The following is a 20,658-nucleotide window of genomic DNA, read 5'->3' as shown; positions in this document are numbered from 1 at the left end:
TCAAGCCTTCTTCTGCTTCGCGATCCAGCCGTCCACCAGCTCGCCCAGCACGTCGAGCGGCACCGAGCCGGCGCCCAGCACCAGGTCGTGGAAGCCCGGCAGCGAGAACTTCTCTCCCAATTCCTTCTTCGCCTTCTCGCGCAGGTCGATGATGCGCAGCATGCCGATCATGTAGGCGTTGGCCTGGCCCGGCCAGGCGACGTAGCGCTCGACTTCCTGGGCGCCGATGCCGTAGTCGATCGCCTGCTGGCGGGTCCAGCCCTTCGAGTGCAGGCCTGTGTCGACCACCAGGCGGCGCGCGCGGAACAGTTCCGAACCGAGGGCGCCGAGCAGGCCGGGCACGTCGCCTTCGTACCAGCCCTGCTCCACCGCCAGGCGTTCGGTGTAGAGCGCCCAGCCTTCCGCGTGGGCGCTGCCGCCGCTGAAGATGCGCTGGCTGCGGAATTTCGGGATGCCGGTCAGCTCCTGCTGGATCGCCAGCTGGAAGTGGTGGCCCGGCACGGCTTCGTGGTAGGCCAGGCTGCGCATGCGGATCATGTCGAAGCTCGGGCCGCGCAGCGGCACCCAGAAGATGCCGGGACGGGTGCCGTCGGGCGCCGGCAGCGAGTAGTGCGCGGCGGCCGAGGGTTCGGTCAGCGGCGGCTCGCGGCGCACTTCGACGGGTGCGCGCGGCTTCAGCTTGAACAGCGCAGCGCTCCTGCGCTCGGCGTCCTTCACCATCTCGCCGTAGCTGGCGATGATGGCGGGACGTGGATCGCCCTCGCCTTTCGGCTGGAAGCGCGCATCCAGCTGCTTCATGCGGGTCTCGATATTGCCATCAACGAGGCCGAGCGAACGCAGGTGCCGGTCCATCTCGCCTTCGATGCGCGCCACTTCGCGCAGGCCGATCTCGTGGATCTCGTTCGGGGTCAGCTTGGTGCTGGTGAAGTTCTCGACCGCGCGCGCATAGGCCGCGCTGCCGTTGGGCAGGCGCGAAATGCCGGCCACGTCGCCGGTGCGGGGCTGGATCTCGAGCATGAAGTCCTGCACCCGCTTGTACGAGGGGCGGATGTGCTCGTCGACGATGCGGGCGGCGCGCGCCAGCGCGGCGCTGCGGATGTCCGGGTTCAGGCCTTCCATCTTCTCGGTACGCTGGGCCAGCGAGGTGACCAGCACGTTCTCGTTGGCGGCCGGCTTGAGGAAGCTGTCGACCTGGAACTGCGCACGCTCCAGGATGAAGCGCGGCGGGATCAGGGAACGCGCGGCGGCATCGCGGGCACGCGCCAGCGCTTCATCCATGCGGGCGCCGATCTGTTCCAGGCGCGCCAGGTAGCTCTCGACATCGGCCGGGTTGCGCAGCGGATGGGTGGTGGTCATGAAGTTGACCAGGCTGACCTGCGTGCCGCTGAACTGCGAGAAGACGAAGTTATGGTCCTCGAAGGGCTCGTTGGCGATCACGTTCTGCAGCGACCAGCGCATCACGGCAGCCGAGACGCGCTGGTTCTCGTCGAGCGGGCCGGCCATCCATTTGTCCAGGCGCGCCAGCCCGGTCCGGGCCAGCGCCTGCATCTTCTGGCGATGGGCCTTGGTGAGCGGGGTCAGCTCACGGTCCAGTTTTGCCTGCTCGGCGCCGCTGAAGTACTGGGTCGACGTCGCCAGCTGGGGGCTCATGCGCACCCAGTCTTCGGCGAACTTCCCGGCCCAGGTGTCGAAGGCCTTGTTCGGCTTGGCGGCCGCGGTTTTCGCCGCGGGCGCCGCATGCGCCACGGCCGGCATGGCCGCGCAGGCGATGGCGGCGGGGATGAACAGGGCGCCGATGGCGGCGCGCAGGCTGCGCTGGCGGAGGGATGGCATCGTGGTCTCGTTTCCTTGTCGTGTAGTATTCGGTGACGGCGCAGGCGCCGTGCTTGCCGCCGAGGAATCTAACATGGAAATGGCCGGATCAACAATGCACGCGCGCTAGAGACAGGCCGGCCGTATTGACACAATATTTCACCATGAAGAACTTCATGAAATTTTCTTTCACTGCGGCCGCGCTGCTGTATGCGTCCATCCTGGGTGCCGCGCCGGCCCACGCCCAGCAGTTCAAGGTCCTGCTGTTCACCAAGACCGCCGGCTGGCATCACGATGCCGTGCATGCCGGCGTAAGCGCCGTGCAGGAACTCGGCAAGCTGCATGATTTCGAGGTGTTCTGGACCGCCGATGCCGGCCGCGTGATGAAGGACGCCGAGCTGGCGAAGTACCAGGCGGTCGTCTTCCTCCTGACCACCGGCGACGTCCTGGACGAGCAGCAGCAGGCCGCCTTCCAACGCCACATCCGCAAGGGCGGCGGTTTCGTGGGGGTGCACAGCGCCTCGGACACGGAATACGGCTGGCCCTGGTACACGAAGCTGGTCGGCCACATGTTCCGCGTGCACCCGGCCGTGCAGACCGCCGTGCTGCAGGTCCGCGATCGCAACTTCCCCGGCATGGAGCGCTTCGCGCCGCGCACCCTGTTCACCGACGAATGGTACGAGTTCGGTCCCCCCACCTCGACGGCGCTCACTTACCTGCTGACGGTCGACGAATCCACCTACAGGCCGGAAACGGGCAAGCCGGACCGCCCCGGCAAGGGCATGGGCGCCTTCCACCCCATCAGCTGGTACCAGCCGTACGACGGCGGCCGGTCCTTCTACACGGCGCTGGGCCACATCGCGGCGACCTACCGCGATCCGCTCTTCCTGCACCACCTGTACGGCGGCATCTACTGGGCGGCGACCGGCCGCACGTTCAAGGCCGACTGAGCGCTGACGGTGCGCGGCTTGCGCGCATTCCTAGGCCGGGTCGGCCGTGATCACGAGCACCGCATCCCTGGCCCAGCTCCAGCTTCCCGCCAGGCGCCAGTCACGTTTCCCGCCCTCGACCACCACCTGCCAGTGCGTCGCTTCCAGTCCGGGCGCGTCGGCCTTGAACCGGCCCTGTGCATCCGGCAGCGCCTCGAGCACACGGTCGCGCTCCGGCTGGGTCGGGTGTGCCAGGCGGATGTGGAATGGCGCCCGCACCGGTTCGCCATGGCTGCGCAGGATGCCCGTGATGCGGCCGCCCGGAGCGTCGCAGGCTGCCTCGAAGCGCAGGCCCAGGCGGCTCGCCACGCGGTCGCGGCGCAGTTCCTGGTTGATGGCCTTGCCCTGCTTGTAATAGTCGCCGACCACCATCGCATCCGGACGGCTCGTGGCCAGCCAGACCATGACGGCGCCGCCGACCAGCACCAGTACCGGACCGATCATCAGGAACCAGGGCCAGCGGTGCCGGTACCAGGGCGCGGCCGGGGCGAGATTGGCTTGCATGTCCTTCTCCTTGTTTATTTCGGCACGATGAAGGCCGCTTCTTCGCTCACCCGCAGCGCCGCGCCATCCTGCGAGGCCAGGGTGAAGGCAATCCGGTTCGATCCCGGCTGGCCGTCAGCGCCGGCGATGCGCACCCGCACCGGTAGCGCGCGCGTGGTAGCCGGGCCGATCTCGACCAGGTCCCCGTCCGCGACCCGCGCCGAGGCGACGCCGTCCACCGTGATGCGCAGGCGTTGGGCCTGCTCGGTCGTGTTCATCACCTGCAGCCGGTAGACGTTCTCGATCATCCCGTCCTCCACTTCGCGCCCCATCGAACCGCGGTCGCGGATCACGTCGAGCTTGAGCGGATTGCGCAGCGCCAGCGAGGCGAGCATGGCGATGCCGAGGATCGCCAGCACCGCCGCATAGATCAGCACGCGCGGGCGCAGCACGCGGCGCCGCACCTGGGCCGGCCCCAGCTTCGCCGCCAGCGCGTTCTCGGTCGCGTAGCGGATCAGGCCGCGCGGCCGTCCTATCTTGTCCATCACGACCTTGCAGGCGTCGACACAGGCGGCGCAGCCGATGCACTCGTACTGCAGGCCCTGGCGGATATCGATCCCGGTCGGGCAGACCTGCACGCACATGCTGCAATCGATGCAGTCCCCGCTATTGGCCGTGCCCATGCGCGGATTGCGCGGTTCGCCGCGGGCGGCGTCGTAGGTGACGATCAGGGTGTCCTTGTCGAACATCGCGCTCTGGAAGCGCGCGTACGGGCACATGTATTTGCAGACCTGCTCGCGCAGCCAGCCGGCGTTGCCGTAAGTGGCGAATGCATAGAACAGCACCCAGAAGCACTCCCATGGGCCCAGCCCGAACCCGGCAATGCCTTGCGCGAGCTCGCGCACCGGGGTGAAATAGCCGACGAAAGTAAAACCGGTCCACCCCGCCACCCCGCCCCAGGCGGCATGCTTGCCGCCCTTGCGCGCGAGCTTTTCCAGGCTCCAGGGCTGGCGGTCGAGGCGGATGCGGGCGCTCCTCGCCCCTTCGAATTTACGCTCGATCCAGAGGAAGATCTCGGTATAGACCGTCTGCGGGCAGGCGAAGCCGCACCACACCCGGCCCGCCACCGCCGTCACCAGGAACAGCCCGTAGGCGCACAGGATCAGCAGCGCGGCCAGGTAGATGAAGTCCTGCGGCCACAAGACCAGCCCGAACAGATAAAACTTGCGGCTGGCCAGGTCGAACAGGACCGCCTGGCGGCCGTGCAGTCGGATCCACGGCAGGCCGTAGAACAGCAGCTGGGTGAGCCAGACGCAGGCCCAGCGCAACGAAGCATAGCGGCCCTTGATCTCACGCGGATAGATCTCCTCGCGCGGCGCATACATGCGGATCACCGCCTCTTTGGGCGCATTCATTTTGCCGCCGCCGTCGTGATGGCAGGATTCGACAGGCCCCACACATAGGCCGCCAGCACGTGCACCTTCTCTTCGCCGAGGAATTCGCCGAAGGCCGGCATGGTATTGCTGCGGCCCTTGCGGATGGTCTCCATCACGGTTTCCTGGCTGCCGCCGTACAGCCAGACCTTGTCCGCCAGGTTGGGCGCACCCATGGCCGGGTTGCCCTCGCCCTTGGCGCCATGGCAGGCCACGCAGGCGGCGAACTTCGGCTTGCCGAAGGCGACCTTGATCGGGTCCGCGCTCAAGCCTGACAGGTTGCGCACGTAGGCCGCCACGCTCTCGATATCCTTGTCCGAGCCGAGCGCCGCGCCCATCGGCGGCATGGCGCCGACCCGGCCCGCCAAGATGGCCTGCTTGATCACGGAGGGCTCGCCGCCATGCAGCCAGTCGCGGTCCGCCAGGTTCGGGAAGCCCTTGCTGCCGCGCGCATCCGAGCCGTGGCATTGGGCGCAGTAGGTCAGGAACAGGCGCTCGCCGATGGCCTGGGCTTGCGGGTCGGCCGCCACCGCCTTCAGGTCCTGCTTCGCGTATCGGGCGAACAGCGGCCCGAAGTCCGCCCTCGCCTGCTTCAGCTCGGCCTTGTACTCGCCGGTGGAGTTCCACCCCAGCTTGCCGGCATAGCTGCCCAGGCCCGGAAACAGCAGCAGGTAGGCGAAGCCGAACACGATGGTCAGGTAGAACAGCACGATCCACCAGCGCGGCATCGGCGTATTCAGTTCGGTCAGGTCTTCGTCCCAGACGTGGCCGGTGGTCTTGTCGTGCGTGCCGTCGGCGCGCAGCTTGACGCGGTAAGTCGACTGCGACCACAGCAGGATGCCGCAACCGAGGATCGACAGCACCGTGATGATGGCGATGTACCAGTGCCAGAACGCGTTGAAGAAATCAGCCACGCTCGCTCTCCCCTGCCTCGTCGGCGAACGGCAGTGCCGCGGCGCTGTCGAAATCGCTGCCCTTGCGCAGCACATAGGTCCAGCCCACGATGCCCAGGAAGGTCATGAAGCTGACGACGGTCATGACGCTGCTGGCGTCGTCAAAGATCTGTTGAAGAGCCATGCTAGTTCCTCTTCTTGATCTGGGTGCCCAGGCCCTGCAGGTAAGCGACCAGCGCGTCCTGCTCGGTCCTGCCGGCGACTTCGCCGGGCGCGGCCTGGATCTCGGCCTCGGTGTAGGGCACGCCGATGCGGCGCATGGCGCGCATCTTGGGGATGATCTCGGCCGGGTCCAGCCTGGCCTTGGCCAGCCACGGGTAGCCCGGCATATTCGATTCGGGCACCACGTCGCGCGGGTTGTCGAGGTGGGTGCGGTGCCATTCGTCGCTGTAGCGGCCGCCCACGCGGGCCAGGTCCGGGCCGGTGCGCTTGGAGCCCCACTGGAACGGGTGGTCATAGACGAATTCGCCCGCCACAGAATAGTGGCCATAGCGCTCGGTCTCGGCGCGGAAGGGGCGGATCATCTGCGAGTGGCAGTTGTAGCAGCCCTCGCGGATATAGACGTCGCGGCCCGCCAGGCGCAGCGGAGAATAAGGTTTCAGGCCCGCCACCGGCTCGGTGGTGGACTTCTGGAAGAACAGCGGCACGATCTCGACCAGGCCGCCGAAGGAAATCACGAGCAGCACCAGGCCAATCAGGAGCCAGGGGTTCTTCTCGATCCATTCATGCGTGAATTTCATTGTTCTACTCCAGGGTTCAGGCGTGCGCCGCTTCAGGCTGCGCGTGGTTCGGCTGCGGCTTGCTCGGGCCGGTCGGGATCCTGGCGTCCACGTTCTGCGTGCCGCTCAACGTCTTCCAGGTATTGAAGGCCATCAGCGCCATGCCCGACAGGTAGAGGAAGCCGCCACTGAAGCGGATCACGTAGTACGGGTAGGTCGCCTTGACGCTTTCGGCGAAGGTATAGGTCAGGGTGCCGTCCGGGTTCACCGCGCGCCACATCAGACCCTGCATCACGCCAGCGATCCACATCGAGGCGATGTAGAGCACGATGCCGATGGTGGCGACCCAGAAGTGGGCATCAAGCAATGGCATGCTCCACATCTGCTTCTTTCCCGCCAGGCGCGGGATCAGGTAGTAGATCGAGCCCATCGTGATGAAACCGACCCAGCCCAGGGCGCCGGCGTGGACGTGGGCGACGGTCCAGTCGGTGTAGTGCGACAGCGCGTTGATGGTCTTGATCGACATCATCGGGCCCTCGAAGGTGGCCATGCCGTAGAAGGACAGCGAGACGATCAGGAACTTCAGGATCGGGTCCGAGCGCAGCTTGTGCCAGGCGCCCGACAGGGTCATGATCCCGTTGATCATCCCGCCCCACGAAGGCGCCAGCAGGATCAGCGAGAACACCATGCCGATCGACTGGGTCCAGTCTGGCAGCGCGGTGTAGTGCAGGTGGTGCGGGCCGGCCCACATATAGGTGAAGATCAGGGCCCAGAAGTGGACGATCGACAGGCGGTAGGAGTACACCGGACGCTCGGCCTGTTTCGGGATGAAGTAATAGACCATGCCGAGATAGCCCGCGGTCAGGATGAAGCCCACCGCGTTATGGCCATACCACCACTGGATCATCGCGTCCTGCACGCCGGCGTAGACCGAGTAGGACTTCATGGCGGATACCGGCACCACCGCGCCGTTGACCACGTGGAGGACGGCGACCGCCAGGATGTAGCCGCCGAAGAACCAGTTGGCGACGTAGATGTGCTGGACGCGGCGCTTGACGATCGTGCCGAAGAAGACCACGGCGTAGGCCACCCAGACGACGGTGATCAGGATCGCGATCGGCCATTCGAGCTCGGCGTACTCCTTGCCGCGGGTGAAGCCCATCGGCAGCGAGATCGCGGCCGACACCAGCACCGCCTGCCAGCCCCAGAAGGTGAAGGCCGCCAGCCTGTCGCTGAACAGCCGCACCTGGCAGGTACGCTGCACCACGTAGTACGAAGTGGCGAACAGGCCGCAGATGCCGAAGGCGAAGATGACGGCATTGGTGTGCAGCGGACGCAGGCGTCCGTAGCTCAGCCAGGCGATGTCGAAGTTCAGCGCGGGCCAGGCCAGCTGGGCCGCGATGAAGACGCCGGCAGCCATGCCGATCACGCCCCAGACGACGGTCGCGATGGCAAACTGGCGCACGATCTTGTAGTTATAGATTAGACTGCAGGCCAAGATGCTCTCCTGAAAATACCTTGATGGATGACAATCAGGAGTGTCGTTTTTCGAACCGTAAAAATCCTTGATGTGAATCAAATTGTTCAGCATCAGATGAGTTATGGAGCTGAACGCCAACAGGGAACAACGCTCATGCCGCCTCTATCGACATCGGTATCGGAAGAATTGAACCAGCGCCTCCACCAGGCGCGTATGGATTTACTGGAGACGGTGCGCTCGCGCACCGATTCGCCGGACGACGAAGCACCCGCCATCGGTCCTCTCTCCCACCAGGGCCAGAGCGACGACGCGGCGCAATCCGAAATGATGAGCCACAACGAGCAGCACCTGGCCGACCACGAATCGGCGCTGCTGCACGAGATCGACGTCGCCATCGGCAAGCTCGAATCCGGCGGCGCCGGCATCTGCGAATCCTGCGGACGCGACATCCCGGAAGCGCGTCTGCTGGCCACGCCGACGGTGCGGCTGTGCATCCAGTGCCAGGAACAGCTCGAGAAGGATCAGCGTACGGGTCGTGGACCGTCGATGTAGGGCCCATCACCCGGGCCGGTCGTCGTCCACCAGGATGCGCATCCCCGGCCCTTCGAGATCCTCGAACTGCCCGCTTTCCGCCGCCCCGAAGAAAATCCACACCGCGAGCGCCACCAGGATCACGCTGAGCGGAACCAGCAAGTACAAGGCTTCCATGCCTACTCCTTGCGCAGGCGCAGCGCGTTGAGCACCACGACGGCCGAACTGGCGGCCATGCCGATCCCGGACAACCAGAGATTGAGCAGGCCGGTCGCCGCCGCCGGGATCGCGACCAGGTTGTAGACCGAGGCCCAGACCAGGTTCTGGCGAATGACGGCCAGCGTGCGGCGTGCGGTGTCGGCCGCGTCGGCCAGCGGGACCAGGCTGTCGCCCAGCAGGACGCCGTCGGCATTGACCTGGGCCAGCTCGGTCCCGTGGCCCATGGCGAAGGACACGTCGGCGCCGCGCAGCACGGCGGCATCATTGCTGCCGTCGCCCACCATCGCCACCACCGCCCCTTCCTGCTGCAGCTCGCGCACGAAGGCCAGCTTCTCGGCCGGCAGCCGGCCGCCGAAGGCGTTGGCGATGCCGAGCTGGCGCGCCACCGCTGTGGCCGCGGCCTGGTCGTCGCCGCTGAGCAGGATCACGGTCTTGCCGGCTTCCTGGAAGCGGCGCACCACCTCCTGCGCTTCCTGGCGCAGGCCGTCGGCGAGGTCGAAGCGCGCCAGCCACTGGCCCTCGCAGGCCAGCCAGGCGCTGCTGGTGCCGGTCGGCACCGCCGAGCGCACCACGCCGCCGGCCAGCCCCTGCACGAATTCGGCGGTGCCGATGCGGTAGACCACGCCGTCGATGATGCCTTCGAAGCCGCGTCCGATCTCGGCGCGCAGCTGGCGCGCCGCCAGGCCGTGCGCCGGCATCGCCGCACGGATCGCGATGCCGATCGGGTGCGAATTCTCGGCCTGCAGCGCGGCCCCGATCCGCAGGCACAGGTCGCTGTCGAGCGCGCCGACCGGCAGCACCTGGCGCAGCACCGGACGGCCCAGGGTCAGGGTGCCGGTCTTGTCGAACACGATATGGGTGGCGCGTTCCAGGGTCTCCAGCGCGTGCGGGGCGATCGCCAGCACACCGCGGCGCAGCAGGCGGTCGGTGGCCGCCGCCAGCGCGGTCGGGGTCGCGAGCGACAAGGCGCAGGGGCAGGACACCACCAGCACCGCGACCGCGGCATGCCAGGCGCGCGCGGGGTCGACCGTGCTCCAGATGAAGTAGACCACGACCGTGAGCGCCAGCAGCCCGAGCACGAACCAGGCGGCGACCCGGTCGGCCCACAGGGCGATGGCCGGCTTGCCATGCCCGGCCCGCTCGACCAGCCGCACCAGCATCGCCAGGGTGCTGTCGCGGGCGGCCGCGCTGACGCGTACCACGATCGCCTGGGCGGCGTTGACCGCGCCGCCCGGCAGGACATCGCCCGGCCCCATGCGGCGCGCCCGGCTTTCGCCGGTCAGCAGGGAAAAATCGAGCTCGCTGCTGCCCTCGACGATGACGCCGTCGGCCGGCACCGCCCGTCCGGGAGGCACCAGCACCAGCTCGCCCACCGCCAGGCTGGAGGCCGGCACCAGCTCGGTGTCGCGCGCATCCGGATCGCCGCGCAGCCGCAGCGCCGACGCCGGCACTCCGCCGCGCAGCGCGTCGAGGGCCTCGGTGGCGCGGCGGCGCGCACCCAGCTCCAGGTAGCGGCTGCCCAGCAGCAGGAATACGAACATCGCGATCGAGTCGAAGTAGACCTCGCCCTTGCCGGACACCAGCGCCGCGAAACTGCCGGCGAAGGCGGCCGCGATGCCCAGCGCCACCGGCACGTCCATGCCCGGCAGGCCGCGCTTCAGGTCGCGCCAGGCGCCGGCGAAGAAAGGCAGCGCCGAATAGAACACGGCCGGCAAGGTCAGCGCGAACGAGGCCCAGGCCATCAGCGCCGCCATGTCGGCGTCCATGGTCCCCTCGTCCGCCAGGTAGGCCGGCACCGCGTACATCATCACCTGCATCATCGACAGGCCGGCCACGAACAGCCGGCGGAACAGGGTGCGGCGCGCACGCTCGAGCGCTTGCGCATGGCGCTGCGCATCGTAGGGTGCGGCGGCGTAGCCGATCGCACGCAAGGCGCGCACGATCGCGCTCGGACGGCACAGCTCCGGGTCCCAGCGCAGGAACACGCGCCCGAGGCCGACGTTCAGCGCCACCTCGCGCATCCCGGCCAGCTGGCCCAGGCGGCGCTCGACCAGCCAGACGCAGGCGCCGCAGCGCACGCCCTCGATCGAGAAACTGCCCTCGCCCACCATGCCCACCTGGTCGATCAGCGCCAGCTCGGGATCGTCCGCGCCGCCGGTGGCGAATGCCGCATATTCGGTGCGGCTGCTGTAGTAATCGCCGAATCCGCCGCCGACGATCGCCTCGGCGGCAGCGGCGCAGCCGGGGCAGCACATGCTGCGCGGCGCGCCGTCGACCATGGCTTGCCAGCGGCTGCCCGCCGGGACCGGCGAGCCGCAGTGGAAGCAGCCGGCGCCGCCCTTCGTGGCCGCGGCCGGCGGCGGCATGATGTCGGCCAGCACGGCGCTCACGCTTCGGCCCCGGGCGCGACGCACAGGACGTCCACCCAACTCGACGGCACGCCGCCCGCGGCGCGCCACAATCCGAGCAGGCCGAAGCCGAGGATCAGCAGGCCGCAGGCCAGGCGCACCTGGCGCAGCCCGAACAGGGTGCGCAGCCGGACCCCGGCCAGGCCGAGCGCCGCCAGCATCGGCAAGGTGCCGAGGCCGAAGGCCAGCATCACGCTGGCGCCGCCTAACGCGGAACCGCTCAGCATGGCCGTCACCAGCACGCTGTACACCATCCCGCAGGGCAGCCAGCCCCACAGCAAGCCGGCGGCGAACATGCGCCCCGGGGTGGCGGCCGGCCCGATCCGGCGCAGCAGCGGAGCGATGCGCCGCCACAGGGCCTGCCCGCTCCTCTCCAGCAAAGTCAGGCCGTGCCAGGCATCCATCAGGTAGAGGCCCAGCGCGACCAGCATCAGGTTGGCGATCACGTAAGCGCCGGCCTGCAGCGCCGGCAGTCCGGCCAGGCTGGCCGCGCCGCCGGCCGCGCCGCCAGCCAATGCGCCGGCGGCGGCATAGCTGGCAATCCGGCCCGCGTTGTAGCTGGCGACGTGGACGGCGTCGGGCGCCGTGACGGTCCGCACCGGGACCGGAAAGGCCGGCCGCGGCGGCGCCGACAATGCGCCGACGATGCCGCCGCACATGCCGGCGCAGTGGACGCTGCCGGCCAGGCCGACCAGGAAGGCCGGCAGGAGATTGACGCCGTTCAGGGAAAGGTTCATACGGTCTGCGAATGGCGTGGCCGGTCCTGGGCGGCGGCGAGGTAGCGGTCGAACACCATGCACACGTTGCGGATCAGGAGGCGCCCCTTCATGCTGACGGCCAGCCATTCGGGGCCGACCGTGACCAGGCCGTCCTCTTCCATCTGGCGCAGGCGCGCCAGTTCGGGCGCGAAGTAGTCGTGGAAGACGATCGGGAAGGCCTGCTCCAGCGCCGCGATCGAGACCTCGAACTGGCACATCAGCTTCTGGATCAGGCTGCGGCGCAGCGCATCGTCCATGCCGAGGCGGATGCCGCGCGCCACCGGCAGCTCGTTCTGGTCGAGCAGCTCGTAGTATTCCTCGAGGGTCTTGACGTTCTGGCTGTAGGTCGCGCCCACCGCGCCGATCGCCGACACCCCGCAGGCCACCAGGTCGGTATCGGCATGGGTCGAATAGCCCTGGAAGTTGCGGTGCAGGCGGCCCTGGCGCTGTGCCACGGCGAGGTCGTCCTCCGGCTTGGCAAAATGGTCCATGCCGATGTAGACGTAGCCGGCTTCGCCCAGGCGCTCGATGCACAGCTGGAGCATCTGCAGCTTGGTGTCGCTGGACGGCATGTCGGCTTCGACGATGCGGCGCTGCGGCTTGAACAGCTGCGGCATGTGGGCATAGTGGTAAACGGCGATGCGGTCCGGGTCGGCGGCCACTACCTTGTCGAGGGTCCGGCGCATCGTGTCCAGGGTCTGTTTCGGCAAGCCGTAGATCAGGTCGATGCTCACCGAGCGAAAGCCGGCGACCCGCGCCGCGTCGATCACGGCGCGGGTGTCTTCCTCGGGCTGGACCCGGTTGACGGCGCGCTGCACCTCGGGATCGAAGTCCTGCACCCCGAGGCTGATGCGGTTGAAACCCTGGCGCCGCAGGCTGTGCACGCGCTCGGCGGACACCGTGCGCGGATCGACCTCGATCGAATACTCGCCCGCTTCGTCGGGCGCGAAGCGGAAGCTGCGGCGCAGGTGGGCCATCAGCTCGTCCATCTGCGCGTCCGTCAGATAGGTCGGCGTGCCGCCGCCGAAGTGCAGCTGCGCGAGGTCGTTGATGCCGGCGAACAGGGCGGCCTGCATGGCGATCTCGCGCTTCAGGTAAGACAGGTAGGTGGCGGCCTTCTCGCGCTGCCTGGTGACGATCTTGTTGCAGGCGCAGTAGTAGCAGACCGTGTCGCAGAACGGGATGTGCAGGTAGAGCGAGAGCGGACGCGCGCCGCCGCGGGTGCGCAGGCCGGCCACGGCGTGCAGGTAGTCGCGGTAGCCGAACTCCGGGCCGAAGCGGTCGGCCGTCGGGTAGGAGGTGTAGCGCGGGCCGTTCTTGCCGAGCCGCTTGAGCAGGCCGGCGTCGAAGTCCACGGTGGGATAGACGGCAATGGGGTGCACGGGCTGGCCCAAGGCCGGAAAAGCTGTTGCTTGCATCAATCAACTCCTGCTGCTGCCGGTTTGCGGAACTGCAAACCGGCTCGAATAACAGGCAGTTTATTGATCAGTGTCTCGGGAATCCTTGACTTGCATCAAATCCGGCCGAGTCTGTCATTTATCGTCGAGCTTGAACACCGACAGCGCCTGCACCAGCTGGCTGGCCTCGTCGGCCACGCTGGCCGAGACATTCGCCGATTCCTCGACCAGGGTCGCGTTCTCGCGCGTGATCTGGTCGAGCTGGGCCATGGCCGCATTGACCTGGGCGATGCCCTCGCCCTGTTCGCGGCTGGCGCCGGTGATGCCGTTCATGATGGCGGCCGCCTCCGCTACCTGCGCCACCACTTCGCGCATGGTCTGGCCGGCGTCGCCGACCAGCACATTGCCTTCGCCGACGTGCTGTACCGAGGCTTCGATCAGGGCCTTGATCTCCTTGGCCGCCGCGGCCGAGCGCTGCGCCAGGCTGCGCACCTCGCCGGCGACCACGGCGAAGCCGCGGCCCTGCTCGCCGGCCCGGGCCGCCTCCACCGCCGCATTCAGCGCCAGGATATTGGTCTGGAAGGCGATGCCGTCGATCAGGCCGATGATGTCGACGATGCGGGTGGCCGAGCTGCTGATCTGGCCCATGGTGTCGCCCACCCGTCCGACCGCCTCGCCGCCGCGTCCCGCGACCTTCGAGGCCGCCACCACCAGGCCGTCGGCGCGCACTGCGCTGTCGGTGTTGTGGCCGGCCGCCGCGGCGATCTGCGCCAGGCTGCTGGCGGTCTGCTCGAGGCTGGCGGCCTGGGCTTCGGTGCGGCTGGCCAGGTCGCCGTTGCCGGCGGCGATCTCGCGCGCGGCATGTTCGATCGAGCCGACGTTGCGGCGCACGTCGCCGACGATGGCCTTCAGGTTGACGTTCAGCTGGCGCAGGGCCAGCTGCAGGCGGCCGATCTCGTCGTCGCGCCCAGGCTTGCAGGGATGGCACAGGTCGCCGCCGGCCAGCGCATAGACGGCGGCGGTGGCCTCGCGCAACGGGCGGGCGATGCTGCGCTGCAGTTCGGCCCAGGCCGCCAGGGTCGCCAGCACCCCGGCGCCGGCCAGCAGCCGCCAGACCATGCCGTCGGCAGCAATGCCGAGACCCGCCATCAGCAGCGACTGGCTGGCCATCATGATGCCGAGGCGGCGCGACAGCGGCAGGCTGCGCAGCGCGTCCAGGCGCGCGCGCCAGCCGAGCTGGACCGGGACGCCGCGGCGGATCGCCAGTCCCCTGGCTTCGCCGGCGCGGAACTTGCGGTACAGCTCGCTGGCTGCCTGGACCTGCTCGCGGCTGGGCGCGGTGCGCACCGACATGTAGCCGGTCACGCGGCCGCCTTCCTTGACCGGCACCACGTTCGCGACCACCCAGTAGAAATCGCCGTTCTTGCGGCGGTTCTTGACCAGGCCGGTCCAGGGCTCGCCGGCCTGCAGCGTCGCCCACAGGTCGGCGAAGGCTTCCGGCGGCATGTCCGGATGGCGCACGATGTTATGCGCCTTGCCGAGCAGTTCGTCCTCGCTGAAGCCGCTGACGTCGATGAAGCTCGGGTTGACGTAGATGATGCGGCCCTTGGTGTCGGTCTTCGAGACGATCGACTGGTTTTGCTTCAACAGGTATTCGATGCCGGTCACCGGCAGGTTGCTACGCACGACGCTCTCCTAGTTGCCTACGGGCAAATTCTCAGCGCACGATTCTAGCAAGCGATCTTTTAAAATTTTTGACTTGCATCAAATTCGGCCGAGAACGTCTTTGATCGTCTTCAATTGTTGCCATGGTTTAAACTTCCGGTATGGACAACATCACCCATTCGCTTGTCGGCCTGGCAATCGGAGAGCTGGTCGAGCGCGCCCTGCCCGCCCCGGCCGACCCGGCCCGGGGCCGTACCCGCCGCCGCGCCCTGCTGCTCACCGGCATGCTGGCCAGTAATTTCCCCGACCTGGACCTGGTGCTGACCCCGCTGCTTCCCGCGCCGCTCGGCTACCTGATCCACCACCGAGGCCATACCCACACCCTGCTGTATGCGCTGCCGCAGGTGGCCCTGCTGCTGGCCCTGACCTGGTTGTTGTGGCCGGGTGCGCGCCGGCTGCTGCGCGAAGACCCGGGCGCGCGCCGGGCCGTGCTCGGCACCGCCCTGCTTGGCATGGTCCTGCACCTGGCCTTCGACGCCCTGAACGTGTACGGCGTCCACCCCTTCCATCCCTTCGACGCGCGCTGGCTGTACGGCGACCTGGTGTTCATCATCGAGCCGCTGTTCTGGACCGCCCTCGGTGTCGCGCTGGCGCTGGGCCTGCCGGCGCGCCGCGCCGCCTGGCGCAGTCTGGGGCTGGTCCTGTTCGCGGCCATGCCGCTGTTGTTCACCTGGCTGGGTTACCTCCAATGGGGCTCGCTGGCCGGGCTGGCCGTGGTGGCGCTGGCCGTCGGCGCGGCAAGCCGCCGGCTGGGCGCGCGTGCCGGGCTGGTGGCCGCCCTGCTCGCCTGCGCCGGCTTCGTCGGCATCCAGGCCGTGGCCGGCCAGTTCGCGCGCGCCGGGATCCGCGTGGCGCTGGAGCGGGCGGCGCCCGGCAGCCGCCCCCTCGACATCGCCCTGTCCTCCTTCCCGTCCAACCCGCTGTGCTGGTCCTTCGCCACTGTTGCCGCGGGGCCGGCGGCCGGCAGCTATGGGGTGCGCGTCGGCGTGCTCAGCCTGGCGCCCGGCGTCACGCCGGTATCACGCTGCCCGGCGCGCTTCGGCGGCGTGCCCGGCAGCCCGGCCAGGACGCTGGCATGGAAGCACAGCGAGACCGGCAGCCTGGCCGGGTTCCGGGCGCTGCGGCAGGCCAACTGCCACTTCGATGCCTGGCTGCGCTTCGCGCGCGTGCCCTCGCTGGCAGGCGGGTCGGCAACCGACATCCGCTTCGGGCCGCCGGACCAGCCCAACTTCTCGACCCTGCCTTATGCGGCCCGGGCCGCCGCGCCCTGCCCAAGCCCACTGGCCGGCTGGGGCTATCCGCGCGCCGATCTGCTCGGCTTGAAGGGAGCGCCGCCGCGCTAGCCTGCGCGGGACGCCCGTCGTTCCGGCAGGTGTCGCCACGGGCGGGCCGCCAGGGCTATACTCCCGACATGGATGCCGACCTGCCCCTCCCCGATACCGCCTGCTACTGCTCCTCGCTGCGCCAGGCCTCGCGCTACGTCACCTCGTTCTACGACCAGATGCTGTCCGGCTCCGGCCTGCGCGTGACCCAGTTCGCGATCCTCGCCAGGCTCAGGCCGCGCGCGGCCACCGTGACCCAGCTGGCGCAAAGCATGGTCATGGACCGCACCACGCTGGCGCGCAACCTGCAGCCGCTGGTGCGCGATCAGCTGGTGCAGGTCCGTCCCAGCGAGCAGGACCGCCGCGAACGCGTGATCGAACTCACCGACGCCGGACGCGCCAAGGTCGAGGCCATCCTGCCGGCCTGGCGCCGCGCCCAGGCCCGCTTCGACCAGCAGTTCGGCGTGGATCGCGGCGCCCAGCTGCTGGGCATGATGCGGGCCGTGGTCGGCAGTGGCCTGCACGAGTCGAGCAACGCCGGCTAGCGGCGTGGCTGGCGCGGCCTTCTTAGTTTTTTAGTAACATTGTCGACCTTGCCCAGCCAGATGACCCCACCTGAACCCATGCCTGCCTTCCTGTCGAACGGCGGCGCCACCGGCGCCCGCATCCACGCCCACGACTGGAGCGCGCATCCGCTCGGACCGGTCGCGACCTGGCCGGCGACGTTGCGCACCACGCTCGGCATCGTGCTCGGTTCGTCCTTTCCCCACTTCCTGGCATGGGGACCGGACTTCACGCTGTTCTACAACGATGCCTACCTGCCGCTGCCGGGCGACAAGGATGCCAGGGCGCTCGGCCGGCCGCTGGCCGAGGTGTGGGCCGAGGCCTGGGACTCGGTCGGCGGCTATGTGCAGCGCGCCTTCGACGGTGAATCGTTCATGTTCGAGAATGACGCCGTCCCGGCGGAACGCCATGGCAAGCGGGAGCAGGCCTGGTTCACGTTCTCGTACAGCCCGGTGCGCGCGCTGGCGCGCCACAAGGAGGCGGAAGAACGCCTGGCGCTCTCGCTCGAAGCCTCCGGCAACATCGGCACCTGGTCCTATGACCTCGATACCGCCGCCACCCATGCGGACGAACGCTTCGCACGCCTGTTCCAGGTCGACGCCGCGCCGGCGCGCGAGGGCACGGAACTGGTGCGCTTCACCGACATGATCCACCGGACGACCGCCCCGCCGTGCTGGCGGCGATCGACCACGCCATCATCACGGATTCACGCTACGACGTCGAATACCGTATCCCGCAGCGCTCCGGCGTGGACGTCTGGGGCAACGCGCGCGGCAAGGTGTTCGCCAATCCCGACACCGGAGGCCGCCGCTTCGCCGGCATGGCGGTCGACATCACCGAGCGCGAGCATGCCGAACAGGCGCGCATCGCGAGCGAACGCGAGGCGGTGGCGGCCTCGCTGCGCGCCGACGAAAGCGCGCGCCGGCTCGACGTGCTGCTCGACGCCGCCCCGGTCGGCATCATCTACGTCGACCCCGCCGGACGCCTGCTGAAGGCGAACGCCGCCAACCGGCTGATCTGGGGCAGTTACCCGCAGTCGGAAAGCATGGACGAATACGCCGAATGGAAAGGCTGGTGGCCGGCCGGGTCGCCGCGCGCCGGACAGCGCCTGGAGGTGCACGATTGGCCGATCTCGCGCGTGCTGCAGGGCGAGGACCAGGCTGCCGGCGTGGTCGAGATCGAGCCCTTTGGCGAACCGGGCCTGCGCCGCACGCTCCTGGTACGCGCCGCCGCCATCCGCGACCGCGACGGCGCCATGCTGGGCGCGGTGGCCGCCAACATGGACATCAGCGCCAAGGTCGAGGCGGAGCGGGCGATGGTGGAAAGCGAGGCCAAGTTCCGCCTGATCGCCGACGCCATCCCGCAACTCGCCTGGTCGGCCGACGCCGGCGGCACCAACGACTACCTGAACGCCCGCTGGCTCGAGTTCACCGGCCTGCCGACCGAGCGGATCGCCTGCAACGCCTGGGTCGACATCATTCACCCGGACGACCTGCCGGCCCTGCTCGCGGCCTGGCGCAACAGCATGGCCACCAACCAGCCCTTCGAGGTCGAGCACCGCCTGGTCCACCACTCCGGCGACTGGCGCTGGATGCTCAACCGCGCACTGCCCCTAGGCGACGCGGCCGGCAAGGCCACGCGCTGGATGGGCACCCTGACCGACATCCACGACAAGAAGGCCGGCGAAGAGGAGCTGCGCGCGCAGGCGCGCCGCAAGGACGAGTTCCTGGCGATGCTGGCGCACGAGCTGCGCAATCCGCTTGCGCCGATCAGCAATGCCGCCCAGCTGCTGTCGATGGCCGCGCTCGACCCGCAGCGGGTGCGCCAGTCGAGCGAAGTGATCATCCGCCAGGTGCGCCACATGACCTCGCTGGAGGACGACCTGCTCGACGTCTCGCGTGTGACGCGCGGCCTGGTCGAACTGGAACGCGAACGGGTCGACATCAAGTCGGTGCTCGCCAGCACCGTCGAGCAGGCGCGCCCGCTGATCGAGGCGCGCGGCCATGCGCTCGACCAGCACCTGGCGCCGGGGCGCTGCTGGGTGCACGGCGACCGCATCCGGCTGGTGCAGGTCATCGTCAACCTGCTCAACAATGCCGCCATTTACACCGCCCAGGGCGGCCGCATCGCGCTGTCGGTCGAGACCGGCGACGCCGGCGTGACGATCACGGTGCGCGACAACGGCATCGGCATCGACCGCGCCATGCTGCCGCACGTTTTCGGGCTGTTCACCCAGGCCGAACGCACGCCGGACCGTTCCCAGGGCGGCCTCGGACTCGGACTGGCGCTGGTGCACAGCCTGGTCCAGCTGCATGGGGGCCGGGTCACGGCGCACAGCGAGGGGCTGGGCAAGGGCAGCAGCTTTACGGTCACGCTGCCGGTCGTGGATGGCGCCGCGGGCCCGGCCACCGACGACGTGGCCGCCGTGGCGCCGCCGGCCGCGCGGACCGGACGAAACATCCTGGTGGTGGACGACAACGTCGACGCGGCGCTGTCGCTGGCGGACGTCCTGCGCTCGCTCGGGCACGCCGTCGTCACCGCCCACAATGCGCACGACGCACTGGCGCAGGCGCAGCGCGCGTGGCCGGACGTGTTCATCCTCGACATCGGCTTGCCCGACATCGACGGCTACGCCCTGGCGCGCCGCTTGCACGACGGCGCGGGCGAGCGCCCGGCGGTCCTGATCGCCCTCACCGGCTACGGCCAGGCGCACGACCGGGTACTGGCCAAGACTGCGGGCTTCGACCAGCACTTCGTCAAGCCGGTGGACTTGGCGAAGCTGGTGGAGATCGTCGAGCGGGCGCCGGCTGGGCAGGTGCGCCAGCTGAAACCCGTTTGATGGGGTGCCACCGGCCGCGGTGCACGGGTAGTCTGCGACAGGATACGGACCAAATACAATCACTGGAGGGTCATAGTCCCGATAGTGGTTGTATTAAAACGGGAGGCCCGCAACGGCGGGCTGTTTAGCCAACCCGCAGGGTTGCGTGATGTGTGACAGATTGGTGGGAGCTGCGGGGGCTCCCCCGCGTCCCGCCCGCCCCCCTAGTCGCGGGGTTTTCGGACCAGGGTGGATTTTTCCGCCGCGCAGATGAGATACAACAGAGATACGACTAGGCTCCATAGGATACAAGGGAAATACTAAGCGGATACGATCAAGATACGGCCGACGTCACCTGGCGTTGACGCGGCCCACTCCTGCCTTACTGCTCTTTCGTGTAGGCCTGTCCCACTGATCATGTGTCCCGGCACTGCCGCATCTCCAAGCGATTATAAGGGGGCGGTAAAACTAACCCCAACAAAGAGTCCAGTTGCCGGTCAATCATAGCCCGCTCACCATCCGTAATCTGACGATTCTCGTCAAGAATAACCGCGTTGATATCTTCGATGAGATAGACACAATTCATTGCACGGGAAAATACGTCCGTAGGGAATTGGTCGCGCATCTGCTCGACAAGCGACTCAGCGCGGGAAGCCAAAGTGGGCAAGGCGATAGAACCTGCACGGTATGCAGAAGCGAGCGCGAGCAACTCGCGTGTGAGCAAGGTGTCATAATTCATTAAAAAAGCCGTTCTAAGGGCATGTTGCAGTGCTCGGAGGGCCGTTTCGCACCGTGATAACATTTCCTGTTGTTGAGTTGGTTACAACAGTGACATTGTTCACTGAATCGTAATGTTGAGTAGTGTTTGGCAAAGAGCCAGGACTTCTTGATCCCGTTCTGATGGCGTTCAAGATAACGCTCGGCGGCAATGGACCTGTCAGAAATTCTGTGTGCGGGGCCAGATTTCGTAGTTAGGTAATCGCGTTGGTGAATCGCTCGCCGAACATGATGGCGAATTGATTGGCAGCGAGCTTCCAGGTGCGCGGC

General features: G+C 68.1%; 19 protein-coding genes. 6 read left to right on the top strand and 13 right to left on the bottom strand.

Annotation, left to right across the window (positions count from 1 at the left end; translation table 11 throughout):
• Positions 1-1,833 (bottom strand): DUF885 domain-containing protein, encoded by a 1,833-nt coding sequence (locus tag AC56LK_RS23925; protein ID WP_497186954.1) that lies wholly within the window; start codon positions 1,831-1,833, stop codon positions 1-3.
• Between the two features lie 155 nt (positions 1,834-1,988).
• On the opposite strand from AC56LK_RS23925, the gene AC56LK_RS23920 reads away from it, so the two are divergent.
• Positions 1,989-2,762: a ThuA domain-containing protein gene (locus AC56LK_RS23920; protein WP_497186953.1), complete on the top strand. Its 774-nt coding sequence runs from the start codon at positions 1,989-1,991 to the stop codon at positions 2,760-2,762.
• Between the two features lie 30 nt (positions 2,763-2,792).
• On the opposite strand, the gene AC56LK_RS23915 is transcribed toward AC56LK_RS23920, so the two are convergent.
• The 6 genes from AC56LK_RS23915 to ccoN are packed head-to-tail and all read right to left on the bottom strand — an operon-like array spanning position 2,793 to position 7,887.
• Complete coding sequence (locus AC56LK_RS23915; protein ID WP_497186952.1) at positions 2,793-3,305, bottom strand: FixH family protein; 513 nt, start codon at positions 3,303-3,305, stop codon at positions 2,793-2,795.
• 14 nt (positions 3,306-3,319) lie between these two features.
• Positions 3,320-4,699 carry a cytochrome c oxidase accessory protein CcoG gene (ccoG, locus tag AC56LK_RS23910; protein ID WP_497186951.1) on the bottom strand — a complete coding sequence of 460 codons (1,380 nt, stop codon included), beginning with the start codon at positions 4,697-4,699 and terminating at the stop codon, positions 3,320-3,322.
• Positions 4,696-5,631 carry a cytochrome-c oxidase, cbb3-type subunit III gene (gene ccoP, locus AC56LK_RS23905; RefSeq protein ID WP_497186950.1) on the bottom strand — a complete coding sequence of 312 codons (936 nt, stop codon included), beginning with the start codon at positions 5,629-5,631 and terminating at the stop codon, positions 4,696-4,698. The genes ccoG and ccoP overlap by 4 nt, the downstream gene beginning before the upstream one ends.
• Positions 5,624-5,794 (bottom strand): cbb3-type cytochrome oxidase subunit 3, encoded by a 171-nt coding sequence (locus AC56LK_RS23900; RefSeq protein WP_497186949.1) that lies wholly within the window; start codon positions 5,792-5,794, stop codon positions 5,624-5,626. Before AC56LK_RS23900 ends, ccoP begins: the two co-directional genes overlap by 8 nt.
• Before the next feature lies 1 nt (position 5,795).
• Complete coding sequence (gene ccoO, locus AC56LK_RS23895; protein ID WP_497186948.1) at positions 5,796-6,410, bottom strand: cytochrome-c oxidase, cbb3-type subunit II; 615 nt, start codon at positions 6,408-6,410, stop codon at positions 5,796-5,798.
• A gap of 16 nt (positions 6,411-6,426) precedes the next feature.
• Positions 6,427-7,887, bottom strand: a complete 1,461-nt coding sequence (gene ccoN, locus AC56LK_RS23890) for a cytochrome-c oxidase, cbb3-type subunit I (RefSeq protein WP_497186947.1) — start codon at positions 7,885-7,887, stop codon at positions 6,427-6,429.
• Positions 7,888-8,082: 195 nt separating this feature from the next.
• Between ccoN and AC56LK_RS23885 the strand changes: the two genes are divergently transcribed.
• On the top strand, positions 8,083-8,421 hold the full coding sequence (locus AC56LK_RS23885) for a TraR/DksA family transcriptional regulator (RefSeq protein WP_497186946.1): 339 nt from the start codon (positions 8,083-8,085) through the stop codon (positions 8,419-8,421).
• 6 nt (positions 8,422-8,427) lie between these two features.
• Here AC56LK_RS23885 and ccoS read toward each other — a convergent pair whose 3' ends face one another.
• The 5 genes from ccoS to AC56LK_RS23860 form a co-directional block, all read right to left on the bottom strand.
• The gene (ccoS, locus tag AC56LK_RS23880) at positions 8,428-8,577 is read right to left on the bottom strand and encodes a cbb3-type cytochrome oxidase assembly protein CcoS (RefSeq protein ID WP_497186945.1); all 150 of its coding nucleotides are present in this window, start codon (positions 8,575-8,577) and stop codon (positions 8,428-8,430) included.
• Positions 8,578-8,579: 2 nt separating this feature from the next.
• Positions 8,580-11,009: a heavy metal translocating P-type ATPase gene (locus AC56LK_RS23875; protein WP_497186944.1), complete on the bottom strand. Its 2,430-nt coding sequence runs from the start codon at positions 11,007-11,009 to the stop codon at positions 8,580-8,582.
• Positions 11,006-11,752 carry a sulfite exporter TauE/SafE family protein gene (locus tag AC56LK_RS23870; RefSeq protein WP_497186973.1) on the bottom strand — a complete coding sequence of 249 codons (747 nt, stop codon included), beginning with the start codon at positions 11,750-11,752 and terminating at the stop codon, positions 11,006-11,008. Before AC56LK_RS23870 ends, AC56LK_RS23875 begins: the two co-directional genes overlap by 4 nt.
• A gap of 8 nt (positions 11,753-11,760) precedes the next feature.
• Positions 11,761-13,203: an oxygen-independent coproporphyrinogen III oxidase gene (gene hemN / locus AC56LK_RS23865; RefSeq protein WP_497186943.1), complete on the bottom strand. Its 1,443-nt coding sequence runs from the start codon at positions 13,201-13,203 to the stop codon at positions 11,761-11,763.
• A 114-nt stretch (positions 13,204-13,317) separates the two neighbouring features.
• Complete coding sequence (locus AC56LK_RS23860; RefSeq protein WP_497186942.1) at positions 13,318-14,868, bottom strand: methyl-accepting chemotaxis protein; 1,551 nt, start codon at positions 14,866-14,868, stop codon at positions 13,318-13,320.
• A gap of 140 nt (positions 14,869-15,008) precedes the next feature.
• On the opposite strand from AC56LK_RS23860, the gene AC56LK_RS23855 reads away from it, so the two are divergent.
• From AC56LK_RS23855 to AC56LK_RS23840, 4 genes are all read left to right on the top strand, one after another.
• Complete coding sequence (locus tag AC56LK_RS23855) at positions 15,009-16,250, top strand: metal-dependent hydrolase (protein WP_497186941.1); 1,242 nt, start codon at positions 15,009-15,011, stop codon at positions 16,248-16,250.
• Positions 16,251-16,279: 29 nt separating this feature from the next.
• Entirely contained in the window at positions 16,280-16,774 is a 495-nt protein-coding gene (locus AC56LK_RS23850) for a MarR family winged helix-turn-helix transcriptional regulator (RefSeq protein WP_497186940.1), read from the top strand.
• Between the two features lie 78 nt (positions 16,775-16,852).
• The gene (locus tag AC56LK_RS23845) at positions 16,853-17,785 is read left to right on the top strand and encodes a PAS domain-containing protein (protein WP_497186939.1); all 933 of its coding nucleotides are present in this window, start codon (positions 16,853-16,855) and stop codon (positions 17,783-17,785) included.
• Positions 17,680-19,632 (top strand): hybrid sensor histidine kinase/response regulator, encoded by a 1,953-nt coding sequence (locus tag AC56LK_RS23840; RefSeq protein ID WP_497186972.1) that lies wholly within the window; start codon positions 17,680-17,682, stop codon positions 19,630-19,632. The genes AC56LK_RS23845 and AC56LK_RS23840 overlap by 106 nt, the downstream gene beginning before the upstream one ends.
• Positions 19,633-20,026: 394 nt before the next feature.
• On the opposite strand, the gene AC56LK_RS23835 is transcribed toward AC56LK_RS23840, so the two are convergent.
• Positions 20,027-20,350 carry a hypothetical protein gene (locus tag AC56LK_RS23835; RefSeq protein WP_497186938.1) on the bottom strand — a complete coding sequence of 108 codons (324 nt, stop codon included), beginning with the start codon at positions 20,348-20,350 and terminating at the stop codon, positions 20,027-20,029.
• Positions 20,351-20,658 lie beyond the last annotated feature (308 nt).

It is taken from the genome of Telluria sp. ZB4P36 (assembly GCF_059685865.1).
Note: the sequence above shows the minus strand (reverse complement) of the source record. Positions and strands in the feature narration are given on the sequence as shown.